Here is a 23,570-nt window from a genome sequence, read left to right as displayed (position 1 = left end):
TAACAAAACGGGAGGCCTTGGCCTCCCGTTTTTCATTGCGTCATCAGCTCGTCTTGCGCACTTCCGTAGCGATCTGGTCGAGCAGTTGCTGCCAGCCCTGCCCCAGTTCGTCCACCAGCACGCCATAACCATCGGCAGGCAACACCCGCTCCTGCTGGAAGGGGACATCCCGCAACACAGTGCCCTCCTCCGTCAGCAGCCGCCAGCGGCCGCTCAACAGGGCACGGCCATCCTCCCTACCCTGGAAACGTTCCACCGAGATGCTCAGCACAGGTCCCTTGCGGGCCCCATCCTGGCGCACCACCCAGCCCGGCAGGCGGCTGGAGAGGCCGTTCAGCGTCAGCTGGTTCAACTGGGCGTCAAGCGATCCCGCCCAGCGATGGTACTCGGCAAAATGCAGCTCATTGCCCGCCAGCTGATAGACCAGGCTCATCCGATCCAGCTGGCCGGACAGGGTGATGGGGCGCAGCACCAGCTGGTGTTGTGGCTGCGCCACCGTGGCGCCTGCCGGCTGGCTGCCGGTATCGAGCGAGTAGTAGTGCAAGCTGGTGGGAGCCGAACTGCAAGCCGCCAGCAGCCCCAGCATGGCCAGGGTCATCATCCGTTTTTTCATCATTTTCCTCGCTTGGGCTCAGGATCCCGGGGGCGGGAGCGATCGAAGATCAGCGAACTCGGCTGCTCATTCAGGGAATGGACCAGCGGTTGCAGCTCACTCATCAGCTGGTTGAGGGACTGCACCGACTGTCGCAGCTCCTGGTTGGTCTGGGAGCCGGCATCATAGGTCTGCAGCGTCTCCTGCAACTGCTTGAGGCTCTGATTGAGGGACGCCGGCAGCTGCTGGGTCGCACTCTGGCCGGTGAACTGCTCCAGATTGGCGCTCACGGCGCTGACGTGTTTGAGCGTCTTGTCCAGGGTCACCAGGGTGCTGTTGACTTGGGTCAGCGTGGTGGCCATGTCCATGTCGACGAACTTGTCGAGGATGAGGTTCACCTTGCGCTCTATCTGATCCAGCCCGGCCTGGGCGGTCGGGAACACCGGATAACCCGCCAGCTTGATCGGCTGGTAGGCGGGGGCATCCGGGTAGAAGTTCAGATCCACCACCTTGCCACCAGTCAGCAGGCTGGAGGTCTTGAGGCTGGCTCTCAGACCCTCCTTGAACTGCTTGCTGAACAGGGCGCGCCACTGCTCTTTCTCGGCGTTGGCATAGCGATGGGACAGACGCTGTACCTCGATCCTCGCCAGCACCGGGATCTGGCGGCTCTTGAACAGCTGTACACCCTGATCGTCGATGAGGTAAGGGGCCGAGATGACGGTGCCGACCCGGATGCCACGGTACTGCACGGCGGCACCGGGATGCAGGCCACCGACGTCATTCTCGAACAGGAAGACGTAATCGATGAACTGGTTCAGGCTACCGGCCAGCACGCTCGCCTCATCCTTGAACAGCACGAACTCGTCCTGCTGCTTGACCTGTTCCCCCGGCACCCAGCCCGGAGGCAGGCCCATGGTGATGCCACCGTTGATCAGACTCTCCAGGGAGTCCATCTTGACCTTCATCCCCTCGCTGCTCATGGAGACCTCAAAGCCCGGGGTCAACCAGAAGCGGGAGTTGCTGCTCACCAGGATGTCGTAAGGCGCGTTGATGAAGAGCTGATACTGCATCTCGCTCTTCTCCGGCAGGAAATTCGCCTCCTCCACCTGACCTATGGTGAAGCCCTGGTAGTTGATCGGTGAACCCACCCCCAGCGCACTCGCATCGCTGCTGGTGAGGGAGAGCCGCAGCCCCTTGGCATCCAGAGACGCCAGCGGCGGCCTGTCCAGCATGGCATATTCGCCACGGGCCCGGCCCTTCTTGCCGGGGGAGAGCTCGATATAGGCGCCGGAGAGCAGGGTGCCGAGGCCGGAGACCCCTTCCCGGCCGACTCTGGGCTTGACCACCCAGAACTGGCTGTCCTTCTTGAGCATGCCAGCGGCGGCATTGGTCAGTCGCGCCTTGAGCACCGCATGGCTGTAGTCGTCGCTGAGCTCCACCGCCTCTATGCGGCCCACCTCCACTTCCCGGGAGCGGATCACCGTCTTGCCCGCCACTATGCCCTCGGCAGTGGCCACGGTCAGGGTGAAGCTGGGGCCCTGCGAATACCAGTGCTGGAACAGCATCCAGGCTCCGATGAATAGCGCCAGCATGGGCACCATCCAGATAGCGGCGGCCGAGCTCAGAAAATCCGAGCCGGGTTTCCACCTTTTCTTACGCTCACTCACGGTCGCGCTCTCCTTGTTGTAAATCCCAGATCAGGCGGGAATCGAAACTCATGGCGGCCACCATGGTGATCAACACGACCCCGGCAAAAGCAACGGCCGCGGGGCCCGGGTAGATGGTCATCAGATTGTCGAGCCGGATGAGGCCAGCCAGTATGGCCACCACGAAGACATCGATCATCGACCAGCGCCCCACAAATTCGGTCATGCGGTAGAGCTTGAGTTTGCCGAGAGGCGAGCTGACCTGACCCCGCTGCACCATGAAGCAAAGCCACAGCAGCGCCAGTATCTTCACCATGGGCACCACCACGCTGGCAAAGAAGATAATGGCGGCGATGGGATAGGAGCCCATGGCCCACAGCAGGATCACCCCGCCCAATATGGTCGAGGGGCTGTCATCCCCCAGAAACACTGTGTCCATGATGGGGTAGAGGTTGGCGGGGATATAGAGGATCACCGAGGTGATGAGCAGCGCCCAGGTGCGGTTCAAGCCCCCTGGCTTGCGCTGATGCAGGTGATCGCCACAGCGCGAACAGGTGTCGGCGCCGGCCTCGCTCAGGGCACCGCAGATATGGCAACCCACCAGCCCGGATTGCAGGGCACTGGCCTCGGGAGCCAGATCCCTCGCCTCGGTCGGGCCGAACAGCCGCTGCCACAGCCACATTCTGTCCAGCGACGAGATCATCTTGATCAGCAGCAGGGTGTAGCCGACGAAGGCCCAAAACGACAGCCCCATCTTGATATCGGCCATGCCCATCAACTTGACCAGGGAGATAAGCACCCCTATCAGGAAGACATCCACCATCAACCAGGGCTTGATCCTGCACAGCAAACGACCGAGGGAGCGCAAGGCGTTGCTGTGCATCTCTTTGTCGAGCCGCCACAGCACCAGCATGATGGAGCCGATGTAGACCAGCGGCAGGCCGATCAGGGTCAGGCTCAGCACGGCCCCGAGAAACAGGTAGCCCTGATCCACCAGGGTGGTGATGCACTGCAGGAAACTCATCTCCTGCCCGAGCCCCTTGGCCGAGAACGCCATGAAGGGGAAGACATTGGAGAGCCCGAACATGATGAGGGCGGCAAAACCGTAGGCCAGTGGCCTGCGTTCCTGCTGCGGCAGGTGACGGCTCAGGACGTGACCGCAGCGCGGGCAGTCGCTCGCCTCCCCCACCGCGAGTGTCGTGGCCGGCACCAGCAGGTCGCACTCTTCACAGGCCGTCGCGTCATGGGTATAGGTGGTTGGGTGTTGGTGTGAAACCGAATGCAAGATAAGACCCCAGCAGGAGGCCGCGAACGGCCAGAGGCGCCAATTATTGCAGCCACCGCCGCTAACCACCAGCCCTGTTCATTAGCTCGTTCAGCTTCAGTAACGAAAGAGAATGGCTTTGACAAGCCAGTGGTCATTTAGCACAATCAAACGCCACTTTTTTCCGCGGGACAATAATTTATGACAACTGAATCCCCAAGCTACTCTACGATTGAGCAAGCCTTCTCCCTTGGGAACGGGCAAGATTCTGCCCTCAACTGGTTGCGCAAGAACCGCAGTCAGGTCGCCATCTTCCTGGTGAGCGGCATCAAACTGGAAGGGACCATCAGTGGCTTCGACCAGTACAGCGTGCTGCTGACCGACGCCCATGGCAATCAGCAACTGGTCTACAAGGCCAAGATTTCCACCATCGCCATGCACTCCGGTCGCCCTGCCGTCAGCATCCAGCGGGCTCGCAAGCCACGCGTCTCCATGGCACCGCGCCCCCACGGCGCCCCGGGCCGTTATGATGACAATCAGGGCGGTAGCAGCGAGCAATGATGCTCGCCCCCTCGTCGTCCTGCGCCAGCCGCTGACCGACGCCATCCCCACTCTCATGTTTATTGCCTGTCCCGTATGAGAGTGGGTCTTTTATCTGCCCCGACCCAGTGATCCACCTCGTCTGACTAATCTCAATAGCTCAATCCGACCGGTTTTCCTTCCTTGATCATGCATACCTGCATGTTGGCGGCCTGCCCGGCCTGGGCACCTATTCCCGTATCCTCGAACACCAGGCAGTTGCCAGGTGCTATGCCCAGTCGGCTTGCCACCAGCAGGAAGGTGTCAGGATGGGGTTTGTGCAGATCCACATCGTCGGCGGTCACCACCACGGGGAAGTAGCGATCCAGTCCGGTATTGCGCAACACGGCCTCGGCATTGATCCGAGGTGACCCTGTGCCGATCCCCATGGGGATCTGGCCGTGGAAGCGTTTGACCAGCTCCAGCATGGCGGGGAAGGGGGTTGCCTTGTGCAGGTTGGCCACATAGTGCTCGGTCTTGCAGCGCGTCACCATCAGGGGATCCAGCGCTATCTGCTGCACCTCGGCCACCAGCAGGGCTATCTTGCGGCTGGGCATGCCACCCAGCTCATAGAACCAGTCGGCATCGAACTGGAAGCCAAACTCACGGGCGGCATGCTCCCAGGCGGCCAGGTGCAGCGGCATGGAGTCCACCAGGGTGCCGTCGAGGTCAAAGACCAGGCCTTGAAATCCGGATAGGGTCATGGTGCGGGATCTGTCTGTGGAAAATGGGCCCCCATTCTAGCCAGACCCGGGGATCATCGCCACGCATCAAGGGGCGAGAAACGCTTGCGACCACACTTATGCCGAGGAAGAGGGCCGCCGTCCTAAAGGAGAGAGGGCCGGCCAGCGTCAGCGATAGGCCAGAGTACAGGCCCGCCCCTGCGACTTGGCGTGATAGAGCGCCTGATCCGCCTGCTCCGTCAGGGTTTGCCATCCCTTGTCTGCCGAGGGGATGAGATAGCTGAAGCCGATGCTGACCGTGAGCACCTCCGCTACCCGGGAGGCCGGATGCGCGATCTGCAACTCAGCAAGCGCCCGGTGGATCTGCTCCGCCAGCCGCTCCGCCTCCCCGGGCTGCGGGGCGCACAGCAGGATCACGAACTCCTCACCACCATAGCGGGCCACCAGATTGGTGCGGCGTCGCTCCGCCTCCTGCAGCAGGGTTGCGACCCGTTGCAGGCATTGATCCCCCTTGCCGTGGCCGAAGTGATCGTTGTAGGACTTGAACTCATCCACGTCGATCATCAGCACCGCCAACACCCCCTGATGACGCCGCGCCCGCTCCCACTCCCGCTCCATGGTGAGATCCCACTGGCGACGGTTGGCGATCCCGGTCAGGGGATCCTCCAGCGACAGCAGGGAGAGGCGCCGGTTGGCCTCCTCCAGCGCCCGGTTGGTATCGGCCAGCTGCCGGGTCCGCTCCTGCACCCTTTGCTCCAACTCACGGTTGAAGCGCTCCAAAGTGGCCTGGGTGCGCTGGCGGATCAGCAACTGGGAGAGCACGGCGGCATATTGTTTGAAGATCTCGCTCTGATAGGCCTTGAGGGGGCGGCGCCAGAGCAGGTTGTCAGCGGCGATCCAGCCGATGGGCGTGGTCCCGTCCCACAGCGACACCATGGCATTCCAGCCACGGCCCACCTCCTGCTGTTCGTAATAGAGCGGGGCGTCCTCCAGCACCAGCACATAGTCCTTGCGCCGCAGCGCCTCCTGCACAGTGGGATGCTCCGGGATGGCGCTGACGAAGTGCCGCTCATCGACCAGCTCACCCGCCTCGTTGGTGCCCCAGGTGCCGTGCATGGTCTTGCATTCATGGTCGATCAGGAAGATGGCGATGCGATCGAACTGCAGCTCCTGGCGGGCAAGGGCCACCGCATCGTGCAGCAAGCGCTCTTCGCTGTCGCAGCGCGACAGCCGGACCCCGACCTGATGCAGCGCCTGCAACATGCTGAGGAAGGCATCCTGCAAGGCCTGGCTGCGGACGAGATCGGCCTGGGTGTGGAGCCGCTGATCCCGCTCCAGATCCACCTGGCTGGCGAGCCTTCTACCATCCAGCTCCGCTGCCAGATAGTGCATAAGCAGTTGAATACTCTGCTGGTGGCGCCTTGGCAGGCGATCGAGGCGGCGCCTCGTCTCCAGATAGACCACGGCTTCCAGCCCCTGATGGCGTTTGAGGGGAAAACTGGCGCGCAGACGCGGCGCCTCGGGCTCGACGCTCTCCCAGAGCCCATTGACCGGCGTGACAGGCTCTACCAGCAACTGGCAGAGCACGAGGGATCGTTCGATGAAGGCAAGGGGGAGATCCAGGCTGGTCAGGGCGTCGGCATGCAGGCAGAGCAACCCCAACTCGGGTCGATAACAGTAGAGCTGGGGCGCAGGCGCCCGCAGCCACAGATAGATCTGTTCGGCCTCGGTCTTTTCTCTGACCGCGGCCAGCGTCACCTCACAGAGCTGTTCAAAACTGGTGAAGTGCTCCGGATCCCATTCTTGCATGCCAACTCATCCTTGAAATGTATCCAAGCGAGTATATCGGCAAAGCCCGGCCATTTACTGAGCGGACAATCAAAAGCGCGATCCAGAGCCCAGTTTTACAACAGATTCAACGCCTGCATGGCGGAGCGGATCCGCTCGCGGGTCGCTTCCGACAGCGGCATCACCGGCAGACGGCACTCCTCACTGCAGAAGCCAAGCAGGGAGACGGCATACTTGGCGCCGGCGGGGCTCGGCTCGGCGAACATGGCCTGGTGCAGCGGGATCAGCTTGTCCTGCAACTCGCGAGCGGCCTGCCATTCACCCGCCAGGGTCAGGTTCTGCACCTCGGCCACCAGCTTGGGGGCCACGTTGGCGGTCACCGAGATGCAGCCCTGGCCGCCGCCGATGTTGTAGGCCACCGCGGTGGCATCTTCACCGGAGAGCCAGGCAAACGGCTTCTTGATCAGCTGACGCTCGGTCCAGGGACGGGCCAGATCGCCGGTGGCGTCCTTCACCCCGGCGATCCGTGGCAGCTCGGCCAGACGGGCCAGGGTTGCTGGCTGCACATCGACGATGGCGCGCGGCGGAATGTTGTAGATGATGATGGGCTTGGTGGTGGCGTCATGCACCGCCTTGAAGTGATGGAACAAGCCTTCCTGATTGGGACGGTTGTAATAACCGGCCACGTGCAGGGTCGCATCCGCCCCCGCCTGCTCGGCGTGACGGGTATATTCGATGGCCTCGACCGGATTGTTGGAGCCAGCACCGGCGATGACAGGCACACGACCCGCCACCTGCTTGACCACCAGCTCCACCACCCGGCAGTGCTCGTCGTGGGTCAGGGTCGGGCTCTCCCCCGTGGTGCCGACCGGCACTATGCCATGGGTCCCCTGTTCTATGTGCCACTCCACCAGACGAGCCAGTGCGGCCTCATCCAGCTGGCCCTGTCGAAATGGGGTGATCAGGGCAACTATCGAACCTTGAAACATGGGATTTCCTTCTCCTGAATAGATGGATGGGTCAATAAAAAGCCCCGGTACGAGGGTCGCTACCGGGGCTGAATCGTCTCAGGGATGAGAGGTTACGCGCGCACGTCAGCAGGCCCAAGGTTCAGGCTGTGTTTATGCTTTCGTTTCGATACGCGAAGCCGCATTGCATCATCTCTGGCTAAATAAGGTGTCTGGCATATTTCGGGAACACGGCATAAATGTCAAGGCGAAAGCGGCCATGTATAATGGCCGCCCAAAATTGTGTGGAGAGTCCCAATGAGCCGTCCTGTCAGTGCTGTCAGCCAAATGCTGGAACGTAACCAAGCCCTCTTCGTCGGCAAGCGGCTGTTGGTCTGCGGCGCCCTGGAGGATGATTATCCCCGCCAGCTGGCCGAGCTGACCGACTCCCTGACGGTCTTCACCACCGATTATTGCTACTACCTCAGCCAGCAAGGGGCGCTGGGCGACAACATACTGTTCGATCACCAGCTCGGCGGCGCCCCCCGCTTCGATGCCCTGCTGCTGCTGATGCCCAAGGCCAAGGCCGAGGCGCAATACCTGCTCGCCATGATGGCCCCCCTGCTGGAAACGGGAGCCGATCTGCTGCTGGCCGGTGAAAACCGGGGCGGCATCAACGGCGCCGACAAGCTGCTGGTGCCCTACGGGGAGCCGCCCATCAAGCGGGACTCAGCACGCCGCTGCTCCCTCTATCACGGCGAGCTCAGCAAGCCGGTCGCCCCGTTCGAGCTGGAGGCCTGGTTCAGCCGTTATGAGTGCCAGGCCGGCGAAACGGCGCTGACCGTGATGGCGCTACCCGGGGTATTCAGCGCCGATGGGCTGGATCTCGGCAGCCAGCTGCTGCTGGCCAGCCTGCCAACCATGGCGGGCAAGCTGCTCGACTTTGGCTGTGGCGCCGGCGTCATCGGCTCTGTGCTGGCCAAGCGTAATCCGGCGCTGACCGTCAGCATGGTGGACATCAGCGCACTGGCGCTGGAATCCAGCCGCCGCACCCTGGCAGTCAACGGCCTGCAGGGGCGAGTCTATGCCTCCGACGTCTACTCCAATGTGGCTGAAAAATTCCAACATATTGTCTCGAATCCCCCCTTCCATGCCGGGCTCAAGACCTTCTACACCGCCACCGAAACCTTCCTGGCAAGGGCCCCCGAATTCCTGACCGCCAACGGCGCCCTGACCATAGTCGCCAACGCCTTCCTGCGATATCAGCCTATACTGGACACTCACTTCAAACGGACCGAGATCATCGGCAGCGACACCAAATTCAAGGTGTATCTGAGCAAAGCGTAAATAAATGTAACGGTTGTAATAAAACGAGTAGAGAGTGCCATACGGGATCTGATAAGGTACCAAGAAAACGTTTACCACCCCTTAAGGGGTGTTTTTTTGCAGCAACATGAAAGCCTTTTCACGCAGGGAGAGAAATACGATGGCAGGCATATTGACCATGATTCTGGCCGGAGGAGAAGGCACTCGCCTCCAGCCGCTGACCACCACCCGCAGCAAGCCTTCGGTCCCCTTTGGCGGCAGTTACCGCCTGATCGACTTCGTCCTCAACAACTTCGTCAATGCCGACTTTCTGCGTATTTATGTGCTCACCCAGTTCAAGTCCCAGTCCCTCTATCTGCACATGAAGAAGGGCTGGAACATCGTCGGCATCACGGACCGCTTCATCGATCCCATCCCCGCCCAGATGCGGATGGGCAAGCGCTGGTATGACGGCACCGCCGACGCCATCTACCAGAACCTGCGCTTCATCGAGACCTCGGACCCCGAGCATGTCTGCATCTTCGGCTCAGACCACATCTACAAGATGGATGTGAGCCAGATGGTGACCTTCCACAAGCAGAAAGCCGCTGCCATGACGGTCGCCGCTCTGCGCATGCCCATCGAGGAGGCGAGCGCCTTCGGGGTGATCGAGGTGGATCAGGAAGGGCGGATGATAGGTTTTGAAGAAAAGCCCAAGCACCCCAAACACATCCCGGGGGATCCCACCCAGGCCCTGGTCTCCATGGGCAACTACATCTTCGAAACCGAGGCGCTCTATCGCGAGCTGAAACGGGATGCCGCCGAGGAGAATTCCAGCCACGATTTTGGCAAGGACATCATCCCCAGCCTCTACCCGCGCACCCCTGTCTACGTCTATGACTACAGCAGCAACCGGATCCCGGGCGAAAAGCCCAACGTCTACTGGCGCGATGTGGGGACGCTGGACTCTTATTGGCAGGCGCATATGGATCTGGTCGCCGACGATGCCCCCTTCTCCCTCTACAATCGCAAGTGGCCGCTGCACACTCACTACCCGCCGCTGCCCCCCGCCACCTTCATCGACACCGATGATTGCAAGGTCAAGATCGCCAACTCCTTGATCTCGGGCGGTTGTTTCATCCAAGGCAGCCAGATCCAGCGTTCCATTCTGGGCTTTAGCTGCAACATAGGCCCCTGCAGTCACATCAGTGAGTCCGTGCTGCTGGGAGACGTAAAAATAGGGGAAGGTTGCTCAATTCGACGCGCCATCATCGATAAAAATGTTGAAATTGCACCCGGCACCGTGATCGGTGAGAATCTGGACCATGACCGAGAGAGGTTTACCGTATCTGAAGGCGGTATCGTCGTGGTACCTAAGGGAGCAAGAGTTGGCTATTAACCCACTGAAAATCCTGTTTGTTGCCTCTGAGGTTGAGGGGCTGGTGAAGACCGGGGGCCTGGCGGATGTGGCCAAGGCCCTGCCGCTGTACCTCGCCCGAGAGGGCCACGACGTTCGCATCATCCTGCCCTTCTATAAGACCCTCAAGCGACGGGACGAGGCCAAGCTCGTCGCCTCGCGCTGGCTGCCTACCCCGCCGGACAAGGCCGACATCAGTTATCGCATCCATCAGCTGGAGCTGGACGGGATCTGCGTCTACCTGCTGGATTGTCCACAGTATTTCGACCGCGCCCAGCTCTATGCCGAGAACAATCAGGCCTACCCCGACAACGGCGAGCGGTTCGCCTTCCTGGCGGCGGCGGCACTGCACGCGTGCGAGCAGCTCGACTTTGCTCCCGACATCGCGCACTGCAACGACTGGCACACCGGCTTGCTGCCGCTGCTGCTCAAGACCCGCCATGCCCGCAACCCGTTTTTCCAGCGCACCCGCTCGGTGATCAGCATCCACAATGCGGCCTTTCAGGGCGTGTTCGATCGCGCCCAGTTCTGGGCCGTGCCGGAGATAGGTGACTACGAGCAGCGTATCAACTACGACTACGGTCACATCAACCTGCTCAAGTGCGGGGTCTTGTATGCCGACAAGATCAATGCGGTCAGCCCCAACTATGCCAGCGAGCTGCTGACCCACCTGGGCGCCCACGGCATGGCCAGCGTGTTCCAGCAACGGGCGAGCGACCTGCGCGGCATCCTCAACGGCTGCGACTATCAGGACTGGGATCCCGCCACCGATGCCCTGCTGCCGACCACCTATGATGTCGAAAACCTGGCCGGCAAGCGTGTCTGCAAGCAGATCCTGCAGCAAGAGGCAGGTCTTCCTGCTGCAGATCTGCCAATCTATGGCATGGTATGTCGCCTGACAGAGCAGAAGGGGGTTCACCTGCTGATCCCTGTGCTGGACAAGTTCCTGCAGCATCAGGTCCAGGTGGTGATAGTGGGATCCGGTGATCCCTCTCTTGCCGCCCAGCTGCAGGCCATCGCCCAGCAACATCCTGACCGCTTCGCCTTCATCAACGCCTATGACGACCGACTGGCCCACCTGGTGGAGGCTGGCGCCGACTTCTTCCTGATGCCTTCCCTGTTCGAGCCTTGCGGCCTCAACCAGATGTACAGCCTGGCCTATGGCACCCTGCCGCTGGTGCGAGCCGTCGGTGGCCTTAAAGATACAGTGGTGGATTGGGATGCCGATCCCGAGCGGGCCACCGGCTTTTGTTTCAACGATCCCACCGCCAGCACCCTGCTCGATGCCATGCGCCGCAGCCTGCTCCACTACCTGCAAGAACCCGCCCGTTTCGCCAAGGTGCAGCACAACGCCATGCAGACCCGTTTCAACTGGGCGGACTCCGTCCCTCTGTACGAACAGATGTACCGGGATGCGCTGGCCTCTGTTTGACGCCGATTGCTGAAGTTTTGCGCCCTTAATACGGCCTTACCCGTCAACAGCGAAAAAAGTCCCCTTTGGCTGTTGACGCCCCCCCAAAACTCTATAGAATCCACGACCGCAGTGATGCGAAGGTGGCGGAATTGGTAGACGCGCTAGCTTCAGGTGTTAGTGTCCCACGGATGTGAGGGTTCGAGTCCCTCTCTTCGCACCATACTGCAACATGCTTCATCGGTGGCATGTAAAACAAGATTGATGACCCAATGTGCGAAGGTGGCGGAATTGGTAGACGCGCTAGCTTCAGGTGTTAGTGTCCCACGGATGTGAGGGTTCGAGTCCCTCTCTTCGCACCATGCTTTTATCGGACAGCATGTAAATCCAGACTGATAACCCAATGTGCGAAGGTGGCGGAATTGGTAGACGCGCTAGCTTCAGGTGTTAGTGTCCCACGGATGTGAGGGTTCGAGTCCCTCTCTTCGCACCATGCTTTTATCAGACAGCATGTAAATCCAGACTGATAACCCAAGATGTGCGAAGGTGGCGGAATTGGTAGACGCGCTAGCTTCAGGTGTTAGTGCCCCCCGGGTGTGAGGGTTCGAGTCCCTCTCTTCGCACCATGATTCTGACATGTAAAAACAGAGCGATGCGTTCCAACCGCATTTAAAAATAAGCTGGAGAAAAAAACAGTGTGCGAAGGTGGCGGAATTGGTAGACGCGCTAGCTTCAGGTGTTAGTGTCCCACGGATGTGAGGGTTCGAGTCCCTCTCTTCGCACCATCTATTATGCGAAAGGCCCATAACGCGAGTTATGGGCCTTTTGTTTTTGCCTGCGTCATGGCTATGCTCTTGATAACGCTACGCCACCACAGGGACGACCCCATGATCCTGGATACCGACATTCACAACTTCTATGAACAGCTGGTGCTCAAGGAGATAGAAAAACAGGGATTGGGGCAGACGCTGACGTCCCATCAGCTGGCCGATCTCTGCTGCCTGACCCTGAACCAGCTCCCCTCCCACTACATCCGCCACAACGTCGACATGATCTATTTCACCAGCGACGCCCAGCGCACCGAGATGGAACAGAAGGTGATCGAGTCACTGCGCCTGGCCCACGACAAGATTCAAGCAGTCCCCTCTCGCTGACGACAGTCCGCCCACTACAGCCAGTTCTGCTGCCAGAGCAGGGCCACTACCCCCGTCATGCCGGCGACGGGCAGCAGGATCAGCGCCGGTCTCAGCCGGGGTTCCAGCATGACCCAGGCCGCCAGCAGAAAACCCAGGCTCCACACCCCGTACGCCTTGTCCTGACCCCAGCCCAGCACCGCCAGCAAGCCCGCCAACAGCAGGCACCTCACTATCCAGATCATGGTGAACATCCCTTTCGCATCATTAGATAACGATTATCATTTGTATTTTAGCATAGTGCTATCGGACTTTTCTATCGGAGTCGAATGTCTCATCGGGGCAAACAGGGCACTCAAAAATGGGTCATGAGATCAACTAATTTGTAATTTTATCAATCAAAACTGCATTTTTGCTAAATGTGTTGGGATTTTAGACCCTGAGTTTGTGGTAGATTGCGGCCTCTTTTTGGGTTGCCCCCTCGGGATACATGTATCCACAGGACGAGAGGGAGCGACCTTGGCGAGCAAGAGTTTAGGAAGTATCTATGCAAAACCAACATAACCACATTCGACTGCCTAACATGCCACAGGTGTTTGCCTGCCTGGCCATTTTCCTGGTCCTGGCCTTCTCCTTCACCAGCGTGCTCGACTTGCCAATCCAGTTGGCACTGTTCATCGCCTGGTTCGTCATCATGGGACTCGGCATCCGGCTCGGCCATGATTACAAATCTCTGGAGCAGGCCGCCGTCGACGGTGTCGCCAAGGGCATGGGCGCCATCCTGATACTGGTCTCCGTCGGTGCCCTGGTCGGCACCTGGATCGCGGGCGGCATAGTCCCCAGCATCATCTACTTCGGGCTCAAGGTGATACACCCGTCCATCTTCCTGCTGGCGACCCTGATCATCTGCTCCCTCACCTCCCTTGCCACCGGCACCTCCTGGGGCTCGGCGGCCACCGCCGGCATCGCCATGATGGGCATAGGCCACAGCCTGGGCGTGCCTGCGCCACTGGTGGCGGGCGCCGTACTCTCCGGCGTCTATTTTGGTGACAAGCTCTCCCCGCTCTCCGACTCCGTGGTACTGGCCTCCACCATGTCCAACGTCGACGTGGTGGAGCACATCAAAGGCATGCTGCCCATCAGCCTGTTCTCCTATGTCATCACGGCGGCCCTGTTCACCCTGGTCGGCATGCAGTACTCGGGCAACGTCAGCCTGGAGCAGGTCAACCTGGTGATGGAGGCGCTCGACAAGCAGTTCAACATCACCCCGCTGGCCATAGTGCCCGTGATACTGGTGCTGGGTCTGCTGGCCAACCGCAAGCCCGCCTTCCCGGTGATCAGCTTCGGCGCCCTGCTGGGCCTCGTCTGGGCCATCGCCTTCCAGGACATGGATCCGGTCAAGGCCATGCACTCCGCCTACAGTCCGTTCGCCATCACCTCGGGGGTCGACTTCATCGACAACATCTTGGGCCGCGGCGGCATGGAGTCCATGCTGGGCTCGGTGGCGGTCATCATCTTCGGGCTGGGCTTCGGCGGCCTGCTGGAGAAGGTCGGCATCCTGGCGGTGATCGCCAGCGCCTTCGAGAAGCGCATCAACAGCGTCGGCAGCCTGACCAGCCACACCATAGCCACCGCCTTCCTGGCCAACGTGTTCGGCTCGGCCATGTATGTGTCGCTGATCCTGACCCCCAAGATCATGGCCAAGAACTACGACCGGCTGGGGCTGGAGCGCAAGAACCTCTCCCGCAACGCCGAGTTCGGTGGCACCCTCACCTGCGGCATGGTGCCCTGGAGCGACAACGGCATCTTCATGGCCGGGGTACTGGGGGTGGCGACCCTGGATTACCTGCCCTACATGTGGCTCAGCTTCACCTGCATCCTGGTGACCATCACCCTCGCCTACCTGGGCAAGGCGGTGAACCGGATCCCGGTGATCGAGGCGGCCAGTTCTCGCTAAGCATTCAAAAACAATGACAAAGGCGCCTGCGGGCGCCTTTTGTTTGGACGGGATTCGAGGTTAAGCTGGCAGCCAACCTCGTCGCTCGTGGCAGGATGCCCAGATGAACTTTACCTTTCGCCAGATCCGCTATTTCGTGGCCGTGGCCGACAGCTTCTCGGTGAGCCGCGCCGCCGCCGAGCTGCACATCTCCCAGTCGGCGGTCACCAGCGCCATCCGCGAGCTGGAGACCGAGCTCGGCGCCGCCCTGTTCGAGCGCAACCCCCGTGGCGTCAGCCTCACCGCCCAGGGCCATCAGTTCTTGCTCCATGCCAGACGCATCCTGGGCGCCATGACGGAGGCGGGCCAGTCCCTCAAGGCGGTGGCGCAGCAGGATCAGGGCCAACTCACCATAGGGGTGACCACGCTGGTGGCCGGTTACTACCTGTCGGAGGCGCTCGGCCGCTTCCGGCGCGCCTTCCCGGCGGTGCGCATCGAGGTGAAGGAGGACGAGCAGCCGTTTCTCGAGCATCAGATCGTCAACGGCGAGGTGGATGTGGGGATCCTGATGACCAACCGCACCATCCGTCAGGAGGCGTTCGATACCGAGCTGCTGACCCGCTCGCCGCTGCGGCTCTGGCTCGCCGCCAACCACCCCCTCTGCGCCGAATCAACCCTCTCCCTCAAGGCGCTGAGCGAGGAGCCCATGATCTCCCTCACCGCCGATCAGCTGGATCAGATCATCGGCTCTGGCCTGCGCCGCTACGGCATCCAGCCCCGCATAGTGCTGCGCACCGCCTCGGTGGAGGCGGTGCGCAGCCTGGTGGCCAGCCAGTTAGGCGCCGCTCTGCTGCCGGACTTCGCCTACCGCCCCTGGTCGCTGGAACAGGAGCGGGTCGAGGCCCGCGCCATCAAGGAGCCCATCCCCGCCATAGACATCGGCCTGGTGTGGCGGCGCGGCTCACACCTGAGTTGGACCGCCCGTGAATTCATCGACATAGTGCGGGATCAGAGCCGGCTGCGGGCCCGCCAGACGGCCTCCCGCTAGGAGCATCCCCCCGAACGCCACGAAAATTCAGATTCATCTGCACTCGATATCGATTTAGTAGATACCTGGGCGATTAAAAATTGAAATTCTCATTACTGCTCGCTTCTCCTACGCTCATGACTGGTTAACAGGATGTTAATGCCATCGTGGCATCGCCATGGTTCAAGTTGATGCAAGGAGAGCAAGATGAAACTGACCCCCCTGACCCTGGCCCTGATCCCGGCGCTGCTGGCAGGCCAGACCCAGGCCGCCCCGACCGAACTCGGCAAGGGTGAAGGCCAGCTCAACATCGTGGCCTGGGCCGGCTATGTCGAGCGCGGCGAGACCGACAAGAACTACGACTGGGTCACCGGCTTCGAGAAGGAGACCGGCTGCAAGGTCAGCGTCAAGACGGCCGCCACCTCGGACGAGATGGTGGCCCTGATGAACGAGGGGGGCTTCGATCTGGTGACCGCCTCCGGCGACGCCAGCCTGCGCCTCATCGCCGGCGGCAAGGTGCAAGCGCTCAACCTGGCGCTCATCCCGAGCTATGGCAAGATAGATCCCCGCCTGCAGAGCGCCCCCTGGCACACGGTGGAAGGCAAGCACTACGGCGTGCCCTACCAGTGGGGCGGCAACATCCTGATGTACAACACCAAGGTGTTCCCCAAGGCGCCAGACTCCTGGAGCCTGGTGTTCGAGGAGCAGACCCTGCCGGACGGCAAGTCCAACAAGGGTCGGGTGCAGGCGTTCGACGGCCCCATCCACATCGCCGATGCCGCCCTCTATCTGATGACCCACCAGCCGGCGTTGGGGATCAAGGACCCCTACGAGCTGAACGAGGATCAGTACAAGGCCTCCCTCGAGCTGCTGCGCAAGCAGCGTCAGCTGGTCGGCCGCTACTGGCACGACGCCTTCGTCCAGATCGATGACTTCAAGAACGAGGGGGTGGTCGCCTCGGACTCCTGGCCGTTCCAGGCCAACACCCTGATCGCCGACAAGCAGCCCATCGCCACCACTGTACCCAAGGAAGGGGTCACCGGCTGGGCCGACACCAGCATGGTGCACAGCGAGGCCAAGAACCTGACCTGTGCCTACCAGTGGCTGGAACACTCCCTCAACAACAAGCTGCAGGGAGATCTCGCCTCCTGGTTCGGCTCTGTGCCCGTGGTACCCGCCGCCTGCGAGGGCAACGCCCTGCTGGGGGCCGGGGGCTGCAAGACCAACGGTATAGACAACTTCGATCGGGTGCACTTCTGGCGTACCCCGGTATCCCAGTGCAAGAGCCAGGGTACCTGCGTCCCCTACTACCGCTGGGTGTCTGACTATATCGCCATCCTCGGTGGTCGCTGATGCAGATTGAGCGAGGCGGCATCCATCGGTACCCCTGTGCCAGCAGCGGGACACCTGCGTGTCCTCTGCGCTATCGCTGGGTGTCTGACTATATCGCCATCCTGGGCGGTCGCTGAGTCCCGCCGAGACAACGCCGTTGTGGGCCGGGTGGAGACCCGGCCCTGTTCGATGACAAGGATGTACCATGACAGCCGTACAATTTGACCGGGTCAGCCGCCACTACGGCGAGGTGAAGGCGGTCGACGACATCTCCTTCCAGATCCCCTCCGGTGAATTCTTTACCCTGCTGGGCCCAAGCGGTTCCGGCAAGACCACCTGCCTGCGGATGATCGCCGGCTTCGAATACCCGAGCACGGGGGAGATCCGCCTGTTCGGCGAGCCCTGCTCCCGGGTGCCGCCCTACGATCGCAACCTCAACACCGTCTTCCAGGATTACGCCCTCTTCCCCAACATGGATGTGCGCGACAACATCGGTTACGGCCTGATGATCAGGGGCGTGCCCAAGGCGGAGCGCCATCGCAAGGTGGACGAGATGCTGGAGCTGGTGCGCCTGCCCGGCGTCGGCAACCGCAGGCCGGGCCAGCTCTCAGGCGGTCAGCGCCAGCGCATCGCCATCGCCCGTGCCCTCATCAATCAGCCGCGCATCCTGCTGCTGGACGAGCCGCTGGGGGCGCTGGATCTCAAGCTGCGCGAGCAGATGCAGCTCGAGCTCAAGGCGCTGCAGCGCCAGCTCGGCATCACCTTCATCTTCGTCACCCACGATCAGCAGGAGGCGCTCTCCATGAGCGACCGCATCTGCATCTTCAGCCAGGGCAGGATCGAGCAGATCGCCGCCCCGGATCAGGTCTACGACGCCCCCGCCACCCCCTTCGTCGCCCGCTTCGTCGGCACCGTCAACCTGTTCGAGGGGGAGCAGGCCAGGCGGCTGTGCGGCGACAGTCAGCAGATGATGGTGCGCCCGGAGCGGATCCGGCTGAGCGAGGCCGGCAGCCCCGGCTGGTCCGGCGAGATCCGTGAGGTGGAATACCTGGGTGCCTTCGTGCGCTATAGAGTCGACCTGGGGGAGCAGCTCGAGATCATCGTCAATCACCCCAACGAGGGGCAGGCCCGCCTGGCCCGTGGCGCCCAAGTCAGCCTCAGCTGGCCGGAGCAGGCGATCCATCGCCTGAGCACCGCCGAAACGGGGGCTCAATCATGAGCCTCCCCCACAGTGCGAGCCTGACCATGAGCCACGCCACCACCCACACCAGACTCCGCCCGTTGCGGCGCCTCTCCACCCTGCTGTACGGCCGCCCCGGCCTGCTGCTGGGGATACTGCTCGGCCCACCCCTGCTCTGGCTCGGCATCATCTATGTGGGCTCCCTGCTGATGCTGCTCTCCAACGCCTTCTTCGGGCTGGACGAGTTCAGCGGCCAGGTGCGCCACGAGCTGGGGCTGCAAAACTTCGTCGCCCTGCTGCGGGCAGAAAACCTGGACGTCATCGCCCGCACCGCCGGCATGTCGCTTGCCGTAACCCTGGCCTGCGCCCTGCTCGGCTTTCCCATCGCCTACTACATGGCGCGCTACACCAGCGGCAAGACCCGTGCCCTGTTCTATCTCGGCATCATGCTGCCGCTCTGGTCCAGCTACCTGGTGCGGGTCTATGCCTGGAAGCTGATCCTGGCCAAGGAGGGGGTCATCAGCTGGCTGGCGGACAGCCTGGGGCTGGACTGGCTGCTGGACGGCATCCTCTCCCTGCCCATGATCGGCGGCCCCTCCCTGTCGTTCTCGCGGCTCGGCACCTTCATCGTGTTCGTCTACGTCTGGCTGCCCTTCATGATCCTGCCGATCCAGGCGGCGGTGGAGCGGATCCCGCGCTCCCTGCTGGAGGCGAGCAGCGATCTCGGCGCCACCCCGGCGCAGACCTTTCGCACCCTGATCCTGCCACTGGCATTGCCGGGCGTGGTGGCGGGTTCCATCTTCACCTTCTCCCTGACGCTCGGGGACTACATCATCCCCGGCATCATAGGCAACTCAACCATGTACATAGGGCAGGTGGTCTACATGCAGCAGGGCACGGCGGGCAACCTGCCGTTCGCCGCCGCCTTCTCGCTGGTGCCTATCCTGATCATCGCCATCTACCTCACCATCGCCAAGCGCTTGGGAGCCTTCGATGCGCTCTAATCCCTCTATGAATCAGGATCAGGGTCAGCGCCCCTCCGGCCTGCTCAAGTACGCCGCCATCGGCGGGCTGCTGTTCCTGCATATCCCCATCCTGTTCATCTTCCTCTACGCCTTTACCAGCGAGAGCAAGAGCTACCAGTTTCCGCCACCCGGGCTGACCCTGAAATGGTTCGAGGTGACGCTGAACAGACCCGATGTGTGGCGCGCCATCCAGCTGTCGCTGGAGGTGGCGGGGCTCGCGACCCTGGCGGCCATGGTGCTCGGCACCCTGGCGGCGGGGGCCATAGCCCGCAGCCGTTTCTTCGGCCAGGAGGCGGTATCGCTGCTGCTGGTGCTGCCCATCGCCCTGCCCGGCATAGTCACCGGCATAGCGCTGCGCTCCGCCTACGGCCTGCTGGAGATCCCGTTCAGCTTCTGGACCATCGTCATCGGCCACGCCACCTTCTGCGTGGTGGTGGTCTACAACAATGCGCTGGCGCGTTTTCGCCGCACCAACCAGTCGCTGATCGAGGCCTCGATGGACCTCGGCGCCGACGGCTTCCAGACCCTGCGTTATGTGATCCTGCCCAATCTCGCCACCGCCCTGCTAGCGGGGGGCATGCTGGCGTTCGCGCTGAGCTTTGACGAGGTGATAGTCACCACCTTCACCGCGGGCCAGCAGACCACGCTGCCCATCTGGATGTATCAGGAGCTGATCCGCCCCCGCGATCGGCCGGTCACCAACGTGGTGGCCCTCATCATAGTGGCCTTCACCACTATCCCCATTCTGCTTGCCTACTACCTCACCCGCGACGGCCAGGACGTCGCCGGCAGTGGCAAATAATGACTCAACGCCTGTGCAAGGATGCAACATGAAGCTCTCTACCCAACTCTTGATCGACGGCCAGTTTGTCACCGGTGACGGCCAGGCCGAGCCCATCCTCAACCCGGCCACCGGTGAGCTGCTCGCCTCGGTGCCCGAAGCCTCGTTCGAGCAGGTCAGCCGGGCGGTGAACGGTGCCCAACGCGCCTTCGCCCAGTGGAGCCGCACCACCCCGGCCCAACGCAGCAACCTGCTGCTGCGCCTCGCCGACGCCATAGAGCGTCACGCCGAGGAGTTCGCGGCGCTCGAATCCCTCAACTGCGGCAAGCCCTATCTGGCGGTGCTCAATGACGAGCTACCGGCGGTGGTGGACTGCTTCCGCTTCTTCGCCGGGGCGGCTCGCTGCCTGCAAGGGCCGCTGGCCGGGGAATACATCGAGGGGCACACCAGCATGATCCGCCGGGATCCCATCGGCGTGGTGGGCAGCATAGCGCCCTGGAACTACCCGTTGATGATGGCCGCCTGGAAGATGGCGCCGGTACTCGCCGCCGGCAATACCGTGGTGCTCAAACCCTCGGAGCAGACCCCGCTCACCGCCCTGCGCCTGGCCGAGCTCGCCAGCGAGATCTTCCCGCGCGGCGTCATCAACGTCATCTGTGGCCGGGGCGAGAGCGTGGGGGCGCCGCTGGTGGAGCACCCGCTGGTGCGCATGGTGTCGCTGACCGGCGATATCGCCACCGGCCAGAAGATACTGCAGAGCGCCGCCCGCACCATGAAGCGCACCCATCTTGAGCTGGGCGGCAAGGCGCCTGTCATCATCTTCGATGACGCGGATCTGGAGGCCGTGGTGGCCGGCATTCGCACCTTCGGCTTCTACAACGCCGGTCAGGACTGCACCGCCGCCTGCCGCATCTATGCCCAGGGCAAGATCTACGACAAGTTCGTCGCCGCCATGACCGAGGCCGTGGCCTCCATCAAGGTGGGCAGCCAGCGCGAGGAAGGGGTGGAGATGGGGCCGCTCATCTCGGACAGGCAGCGCAACAGAGTCGCCAGCTTCGTGGAGCGGGCGGTGGGCAGCGGCCATGTGGAGGTCACGGCCGGCGGCAAGATCCGCCCCGGCAACGGCTTCTTCTTCGAACCGACCCTGATCGTCGGCGCCCGCCAGGAGGATGAGATAGTGCGGCGCGAGGTGTTCGGCCCCGTGGTCTCGGTGACCCGCTTCAACGACGCCGAGCAGGTGGTACAGTGGGCCAACGACTCGGACTATGGCCTCGCCTCCTCGGTCTGGACCCGGGATCTCGGCCTCGCCAGCAAGGTGGCCAGCCACCTGCAATATGGCTGCACCTGGATCAACACCCACTTCATGCTCTGCTCAGAGATGCCCCACGGCGGCATGAAGATGTCCGGCTACGGCAAGGATCTCTCCCTCTACGCGCTGGAGGATTACACGGTGCCGCGCCATATCATGGTCAAGCTCTGACAAACGACAAGGCTGGCCCCGGGGCCAGCCTTGTTGCATGGATCCGCATTCCCATCCTCCCCTCGGCACGACATCCCCCAAGCACAACCTCCGTTCCTTATGACAGTCGCCATAACCAGTGATGATCCAGGATCAGCAGGCCGAACAACAGCATCAGGTGGTAGATGGAGAAGCGGAAGGTGCGCATCGCCTGGCCGGGCCGCTCCGAGTACTTCAGCAACCAACCATGCCAGCAGAACAGCAGGTTTAGCATCAGGCTGCCGATCAGGTAGAGCAGGCCCGACATGCCGATCAGGTAGGGCAGCAGGCAGATCAGGCTCAGGATCAGCAGGTAGAACAGGATCGCCGTCTTGGTGAACTCTATGCCGTGGGTGACCGGCAACATGGGAATGTTGGCACCGGCATACTCATCGCGCCTGTGGATCGCCAGCGACCAGAAGTGGGGCGGCGTCCAGGCGAAGACGATCATCACCAGCAGCCAGGGCTCGGCCGAGAGCTGCCCTGTGATGCTGGTCCAGCCCAGCAGAGGCGGCATGGCCCCCGCCAGCCCGCCGATGACGATGTTCTGCGGCGTGGCCCGCTTCAGCAACAGGGTGTAAACCACCGCGTAACCAAACAGGCTGGCCAGGGTCAGCCAGGCGGTCAGCGGGTTCACTCCCCAATAGAGCAGGACAAAGCCCAGCAGGGCCAGCCAGAGTGCAAAGGTCATCGCCTGCCGCGACCCGATCCGCCCTCTGGCGACCGGGCGCCAGCGCGTCCTGCGCATCTGGGCGTCGATGCCGCGATCCAGGGTATGGTTCATGGCCGCCGCCGCAGCCGCCAATAACCCGATTCCCACCAGGCCCAGCATCATGCGATCCAGCGAGGCGACCGTCGGCTCGGCCAGCAGCATGCCGACCCAGGCCGTTAGCAGCAGCAAGGCCACCACCCGGGGCTTGGTCAGCTGGTAATAGTCCCGCAGCAGCCGGGGATCGCCCCTCTTGCTCAATGACTTGTCGTTCATGTCTGACTCCTGATCGCCTCGGGCGAGCGCAGCGGTGAGAAGGGGATCCTGTAAAGAGCCCGGCGCGCCAACACGCAGCACACCAGCAGATGGGCCGCCACCAGGTTATGGGCGAGGGCGTTGGCCAGCGGCAGGGCCAGGTGGATGTTGGCGACCCCCAGCACCAACTGCACCAGCAGCAGGGCTAGCAAGAGCCCCCCCAGGGGACGCAGGGAGGCTCCCTGGCGTATCAGCCCCAGCGCGAAGGCGCCGACCAGCAGGGCCGTCATCAGGGCACCGAGGCGATGGGCGATGTGGATTGTCTGGCGTGCCTCCTTGCCCAGCACACCAAACTCATAGCTGGCATGACCCAGCGGCAGGTGGAAGGCGGCCTGCCAATCCAGCTGCTGCTGCCAGCCCGCCTGGCAGACCGGCAGATCGACACAGGCCATGGCGGCATAGTTGGCCGAGGTCCAGCCCCCCAGCGCTATCTGCACCAGCAGCACGCCGCAGGCCAGATTGCCCAGCCAGGGCAGGCCCTGCCCGTAGAGGACGGGGCGGCTCTCGCTCGTCAACTCCATCCGATAGAGCCACAGCAGGGTCAGCAGCGCGAATCCCCCCAGCAGGTGGCTCATCACCACCAGAGGATGGAGCGACAACGTCACCGTCCACATGCCCAGCGCCGCCTGCCCGATCACCAGCAGGAGCAAGCCGCCGGCGATATGGCGCAGGCGCGGCCGGCTGCGCCAGCTCAACACGAACAGGGCCGTGATGAGGCAACCCAGAGCCCCGGCAAAATAGCGGTGCACCATCTCGCTGCGCGCCTTGTGGGGTTCCAGCGGACTGTCCGGGTAGAGCATGGCGACCTGCTCGGTATGGGCCGACCGCGGGATGGCCAGGGAGCCGTAGCAACCGGGCCAGTCCGGGCAGGCCAGTCCGGCATCGGTGAGCCGGGTATAGGCGCCGAGCAGTATGACCAGCATCGCCAGGAGGATGGCGGCCGACACCAGCATCTTCTGCACTCTCATTGCACACCTCGCTGATACTTGAGCCGCTGTAGCA

21 protein-coding genes and 5 tRNA genes are annotated in these 23,570 nt (G+C 62.4%); 17 read left to right on the top strand and 9 right to left on the bottom strand.

All coding sequences use genetic code 11. From position 1 onward, the window contains the following. Window positions 1-43 precede the first annotated feature (43 nt). From MM194_RS03010 to MM194_RS03000, 3 genes are read right to left on the bottom strand one after another with little or no spacing between them, the layout of a single operon-like run. Entirely contained in the window at window positions 44-613 is a 570-nt protein-coding gene (locus MM194_RS03010; protein WP_033128944.1) for an ABC-type transport auxiliary lipoprotein family protein, read from the bottom strand. After that, complete coding sequence (gene pqiB / locus MM194_RS03005) at window positions 613-2,259, bottom strand: intermembrane transport protein PqiB (protein ID WP_033128945.1); 1,647 nt, start codon at window positions 2,257-2,259, stop codon at window positions 613-615. The genes MM194_RS03010 and pqiB overlap by 1 nt, the downstream gene beginning before the upstream one ends. Further along, complete coding sequence (locus tag MM194_RS03000; RefSeq protein ID WP_033128965.1) at window positions 2,252-3,523, bottom strand: paraquat-inducible protein A; 1,272 nt, start codon at window positions 3,521-3,523, stop codon at window positions 2,252-2,254. The genes pqiB and MM194_RS03000 overlap by 8 nt, the downstream gene beginning before the upstream one ends. A 180-nt stretch (window positions 3,524-3,703) precedes the next feature. Between MM194_RS03000 and hfq the strand changes: the two genes are divergently transcribed. After that, window positions 3,704-4,063 (top strand): RNA chaperone Hfq, encoded by a 360-nt coding sequence (gene hfq, locus MM194_RS02995; protein ID WP_033128946.1) that lies wholly within the window; start codon window positions 3,704-3,706, stop codon window positions 4,061-4,063. 131 nt (window positions 4,064-4,194) lie between these two features. Here hfq and MM194_RS02990 read toward each other — a convergent pair whose 3' ends face one another. The 3 genes from MM194_RS02990 to dapA form a co-directional block, all read right to left on the bottom strand. Next, window positions 4,195-4,785: a beta-phosphoglucomutase family hydrolase gene (locus tag MM194_RS02990; RefSeq protein WP_241342612.1), complete on the bottom strand. Its 591-nt coding sequence runs from the start codon at window positions 4,783-4,785 to the stop codon at window positions 4,195-4,197. 147 nt (window positions 4,786-4,932) lie between these two features. After that, a complete protein-coding gene (locus tag MM194_RS02985; protein WP_241342611.1) occupies window positions 4,933-6,573 on the bottom strand; it encodes a diguanylate cyclase in 1,641 nt (546 codons plus the stop codon). A gap of 95 nt (window positions 6,574-6,668) precedes the next feature. Then, on the bottom strand, window positions 6,669-7,541 hold the full coding sequence (gene dapA, locus MM194_RS02980) for a 4-hydroxy-tetrahydrodipicolinate synthase (protein ID WP_033128949.1): 873 nt from the start codon (window positions 7,539-7,541) through the stop codon (window positions 6,669-6,671). Between the two features lie 276 nt (window positions 7,542-7,817). Here dapA and rsmC point away from each other — a divergent pair, with 276 nt between their 5' ends. The 9 genes from rsmC (at window position 7,818) to MM194_RS02935 (ending at window position 12,786) form a co-directional block, all read left to right on the top strand. After that, window positions 7,818-8,846, top strand: a complete 1,029-nt coding sequence (rsmC, locus tag MM194_RS02975; RefSeq protein WP_033128950.1) for a 16S rRNA (guanine(1207)-N(2))-methyltransferase RsmC — start codon at window positions 7,818-7,820, stop codon at window positions 8,844-8,846. A gap of 106 nt (window positions 8,847-8,952) precedes the next feature. Next, window positions 8,953-10,203: a glucose-1-phosphate adenylyltransferase gene (gene glgC / locus MM194_RS02970; RefSeq protein ID WP_277605016.1), complete on the top strand. Its 1,251-nt coding sequence runs from the start codon at window positions 8,953-8,955 to the stop codon at window positions 10,201-10,203. Then, window positions 10,193-11,653: a glycogen synthase GlgA gene (glgA, locus tag MM194_RS02965; protein ID WP_241342608.1), complete on the top strand. Its 1,461-nt coding sequence runs from the start codon at window positions 10,193-10,195 to the stop codon at window positions 11,651-11,653. Before glgC ends, glgA begins: the two co-directional genes overlap by 11 nt. 116 nt (window positions 11,654-11,769) lie before the next feature. After that, window positions 11,770-11,855 (top strand) — tRNA-Leu (locus tag MM194_RS02960). 53 nt (window positions 11,856-11,908) lie between these two features. After that, a tRNA-Leu gene (locus tag MM194_RS02955) sits at window positions 11,909-11,994 on the top strand. Between the two features lie 45 nt (window positions 11,995-12,039). Beyond that, window positions 12,040-12,125, top strand: a tRNA-Leu gene (locus tag MM194_RS02950). A 47-nt stretch (window positions 12,126-12,172) separates the two neighbouring features. After that, window positions 12,173-12,258: transfer RNA gene (locus MM194_RS02945), tRNA-Leu, on the top strand. 73 nt (window positions 12,259-12,331) lie between these two features. Next, window positions 12,332-12,417 (top strand) — tRNA-Leu (locus MM194_RS02940). A 102-nt stretch (window positions 12,418-12,519) separates the two neighbouring features. Beyond that, on the top strand, window positions 12,520-12,786 hold the full coding sequence (locus MM194_RS02935) for a late competence development ComFB family protein (protein ID WP_033129453.1): 267 nt from the start codon (window positions 12,520-12,522) through the stop codon (window positions 12,784-12,786). A 14-nt stretch (window positions 12,787-12,800) separates the two neighbouring features. Here the strand turns inward: MM194_RS02935 and MM194_RS02930 are convergent, their stop codons facing one another. Then, on the bottom strand, window positions 12,801-13,010 hold the full coding sequence (locus tag MM194_RS02930; protein ID WP_241342606.1) for a hypothetical protein: 210 nt from the start codon (window positions 13,008-13,010) through the stop codon (window positions 12,801-12,803). A gap of 302 nt (window positions 13,011-13,312) precedes the next feature. Between MM194_RS02930 and nhaC the strand changes: the two genes are divergently transcribed. From nhaC to MM194_RS02895, 7 genes are all read left to right on the top strand, one after another. Continuing rightward, entirely contained in the window at window positions 13,313-14,722 is a 1,410-nt protein-coding gene (gene nhaC, locus MM194_RS02925; protein WP_241342604.1) for a Na+/H+ antiporter NhaC, read from the top strand. A 103-nt stretch (window positions 14,723-14,825) separates the two neighbouring features. Next, entirely contained in the window at window positions 14,826-15,749 is a 924-nt protein-coding gene (locus tag MM194_RS02920; RefSeq protein WP_033129455.1) for a LysR family transcriptional regulator, read from the top strand. Window positions 15,750-15,935: 186 nt separating this feature from the next. After that, entirely contained in the window at window positions 15,936-17,081 is a 1,146-nt protein-coding gene (locus MM194_RS02915; protein WP_033129456.1) for an ABC transporter substrate-binding protein, read from the top strand. Window positions 17,082-17,265: 184 nt separating this feature from the next. Continuing rightward, the gene (locus tag MM194_RS02910; RefSeq protein WP_033129457.1) at window positions 17,266-18,279 is read left to right on the top strand and encodes an ABC transporter ATP-binding protein; all 1,014 of its coding nucleotides are present in this window, start codon (window positions 17,266-17,268) and stop codon (window positions 18,277-18,279) included. Next, window positions 18,276-19,244 (top strand): ABC transporter permease, encoded by a 969-nt coding sequence (locus tag MM194_RS02905; RefSeq protein ID WP_033129458.1) that lies wholly within the window; start codon window positions 18,276-18,278, stop codon window positions 19,242-19,244. The genes MM194_RS02910 and MM194_RS02905 overlap by 4 nt, the downstream gene beginning before the upstream one ends. Beyond that, entirely contained in the window at window positions 19,234-20,067 is an 834-nt protein-coding gene (locus tag MM194_RS02900; protein WP_197720908.1) for an ABC transporter permease, read from the top strand. Before MM194_RS02905 ends, MM194_RS02900 begins: the two co-directional genes overlap by 11 nt. A gap of 28 nt (window positions 20,068-20,095) precedes the next feature. Then, window positions 20,096-21,526, top strand: coding sequence for a gamma-aminobutyraldehyde dehydrogenase (locus tag MM194_RS02895; RefSeq protein ID WP_241342602.1), 1,431 nt, complete (start codon window positions 20,096-20,098; stop codon window positions 21,524-21,526). 97 nt (window positions 21,527-21,623) lie between these two features. Here MM194_RS02895 and cyoE read toward each other — a convergent pair whose 3' ends face one another. Both cyoE and MM194_RS02885 read right to left on the bottom strand, forming a co-directional pair. After that, window positions 21,624-22,529: a heme o synthase gene (gene cyoE / locus MM194_RS02890; protein WP_241342601.1), complete on the bottom strand. Its 906-nt coding sequence runs from the start codon at window positions 22,527-22,529 to the stop codon at window positions 21,624-21,626. Continuing rightward, the gene (locus MM194_RS02885; RefSeq protein WP_241342599.1) at window positions 22,526-23,536 is read right to left on the bottom strand and encodes a COX15/CtaA family protein; all 1,011 of its coding nucleotides are present in this window, start codon (window positions 23,534-23,536) and stop codon (window positions 22,526-22,528) included. The genes cyoE and MM194_RS02885 overlap by 4 nt, the downstream gene beginning before the upstream one ends. Window positions 23,537-23,570: the final 34 nt, after the last annotated feature.

The organism is Aeromonas sp. MR16 (genome assembly GCF_022549315.1).
GTDB lineage: Bacteria > Pseudomonadota > Gammaproteobacteria > Enterobacterales > Aeromonadaceae > Aeromonas > Aeromonas aquatica.
Note: the sequence above shows the minus strand (reverse complement) of the source record. Positions and strands in the feature narration are given on the sequence as shown.

Excerpts from the sequence above, each read along its gene's own strand:
- dapA (WP_033128949.1), bottom strand. The coding sequence starts at position 7,541 with ATGTTTCAAGGTTCGATAGTTGCCCTGATCACCCCATTTCGACAGGGC.
- MM194_RS02990 (WP_241342612.1), bottom strand. The coding sequence starts at position 4,785 with ATGACCCTATCCGGATTTCAAGGCCTGGTCTTTGACCTCGACGGCACC.
- hfq (WP_033128946.1), top strand. The coding sequence starts at position 3,704 with ATGACAACTGAATCCCCAAGCTACTCTACGATTGAGCAAGCCTTCTCC.
- MM194_RS03010 (WP_033128944.1), bottom strand. The coding sequence starts at position 613 with ATGAAAAAACGGATGATGACCCTGGCCATGCTGGGGCTGCTGGCGGCT.
- MM194_RS02910 (WP_033129457.1), top strand. The coding sequence starts at position 17,266 with ATGACAGCCGTACAATTTGACCGGGTCAGCCGCCACTACGGCGAGGTG.
- MM194_RS02915 (WP_033129456.1), top strand. The coding sequence starts at position 15,936 with ATGAAACTGACCCCCCTGACCCTGGCCCTGATCCCGGCGCTGCTGGCA.
- MM194_RS02930 (WP_241342606.1), bottom strand. The coding sequence starts at position 13,010 with ATGATCTGGATAGTGAGGTGCCTGCTGTTGGCGGGCTTGCTGGCGGTG.
- MM194_RS02885 (WP_241342599.1), bottom strand. The coding sequence starts at position 23,536 with ATGAGAGTGCAGAAGATGCTGGTGTCGGCCGCCATCCTCCTGGCGATG.
- cyoE (WP_241342601.1), bottom strand. The coding sequence starts at position 22,529 with ATGAACGACAAGTCATTGAGCAAGAGGGGCGATCCCCGGCTGCTGCGG.
- MM194_RS02895 (WP_241342602.1), top strand. The coding sequence starts at position 20,096 with ATGAAGCTCTCTACCCAACTCTTGATCGACGGCCAGTTTGTCACCGGT.
- MM194_RS02920 (WP_033129455.1), top strand. The coding sequence starts at position 14,826 with ATGAACTTTACCTTTCGCCAGATCCGCTATTTCGTGGCCGTGGCCGAC.
- MM194_RS02900 (WP_197720908.1), top strand. The coding sequence starts at position 19,234 with ATGCGCTCTAATCCCTCTATGAATCAGGATCAGGGTCAGCGCCCCTCC.
- glgC (WP_277605016.1), top strand. The coding sequence starts at position 8,953 with ATGAAAGCCTTTTCACGCAGGGAGAGAAATACGATGGCAGGCATATTG.
- nhaC (WP_241342604.1), top strand. The coding sequence starts at position 13,313 with ATGCAAAACCAACATAACCACATTCGACTGCCTAACATGCCACAGGTG.
- rsmC (WP_033128950.1), top strand. The coding sequence starts at position 7,818 with ATGAGCCGTCCTGTCAGTGCTGTCAGCCAAATGCTGGAACGTAACCAA.
- MM194_RS02985 (WP_241342611.1), bottom strand. The coding sequence starts at position 6,573 with ATGCAAGAATGGGATCCGGAGCACTTCACCAGTTTTGAACAGCTCTGT.
- MM194_RS02905 (WP_033129458.1), top strand. The coding sequence starts at position 18,276 with ATGAGCCTCCCCCACAGTGCGAGCCTGACCATGAGCCACGCCACCACC.
- MM194_RS02935 (WP_033129453.1), top strand. The coding sequence starts at position 12,520 with ATGATCCTGGATACCGACATTCACAACTTCTATGAACAGCTGGTGCTC.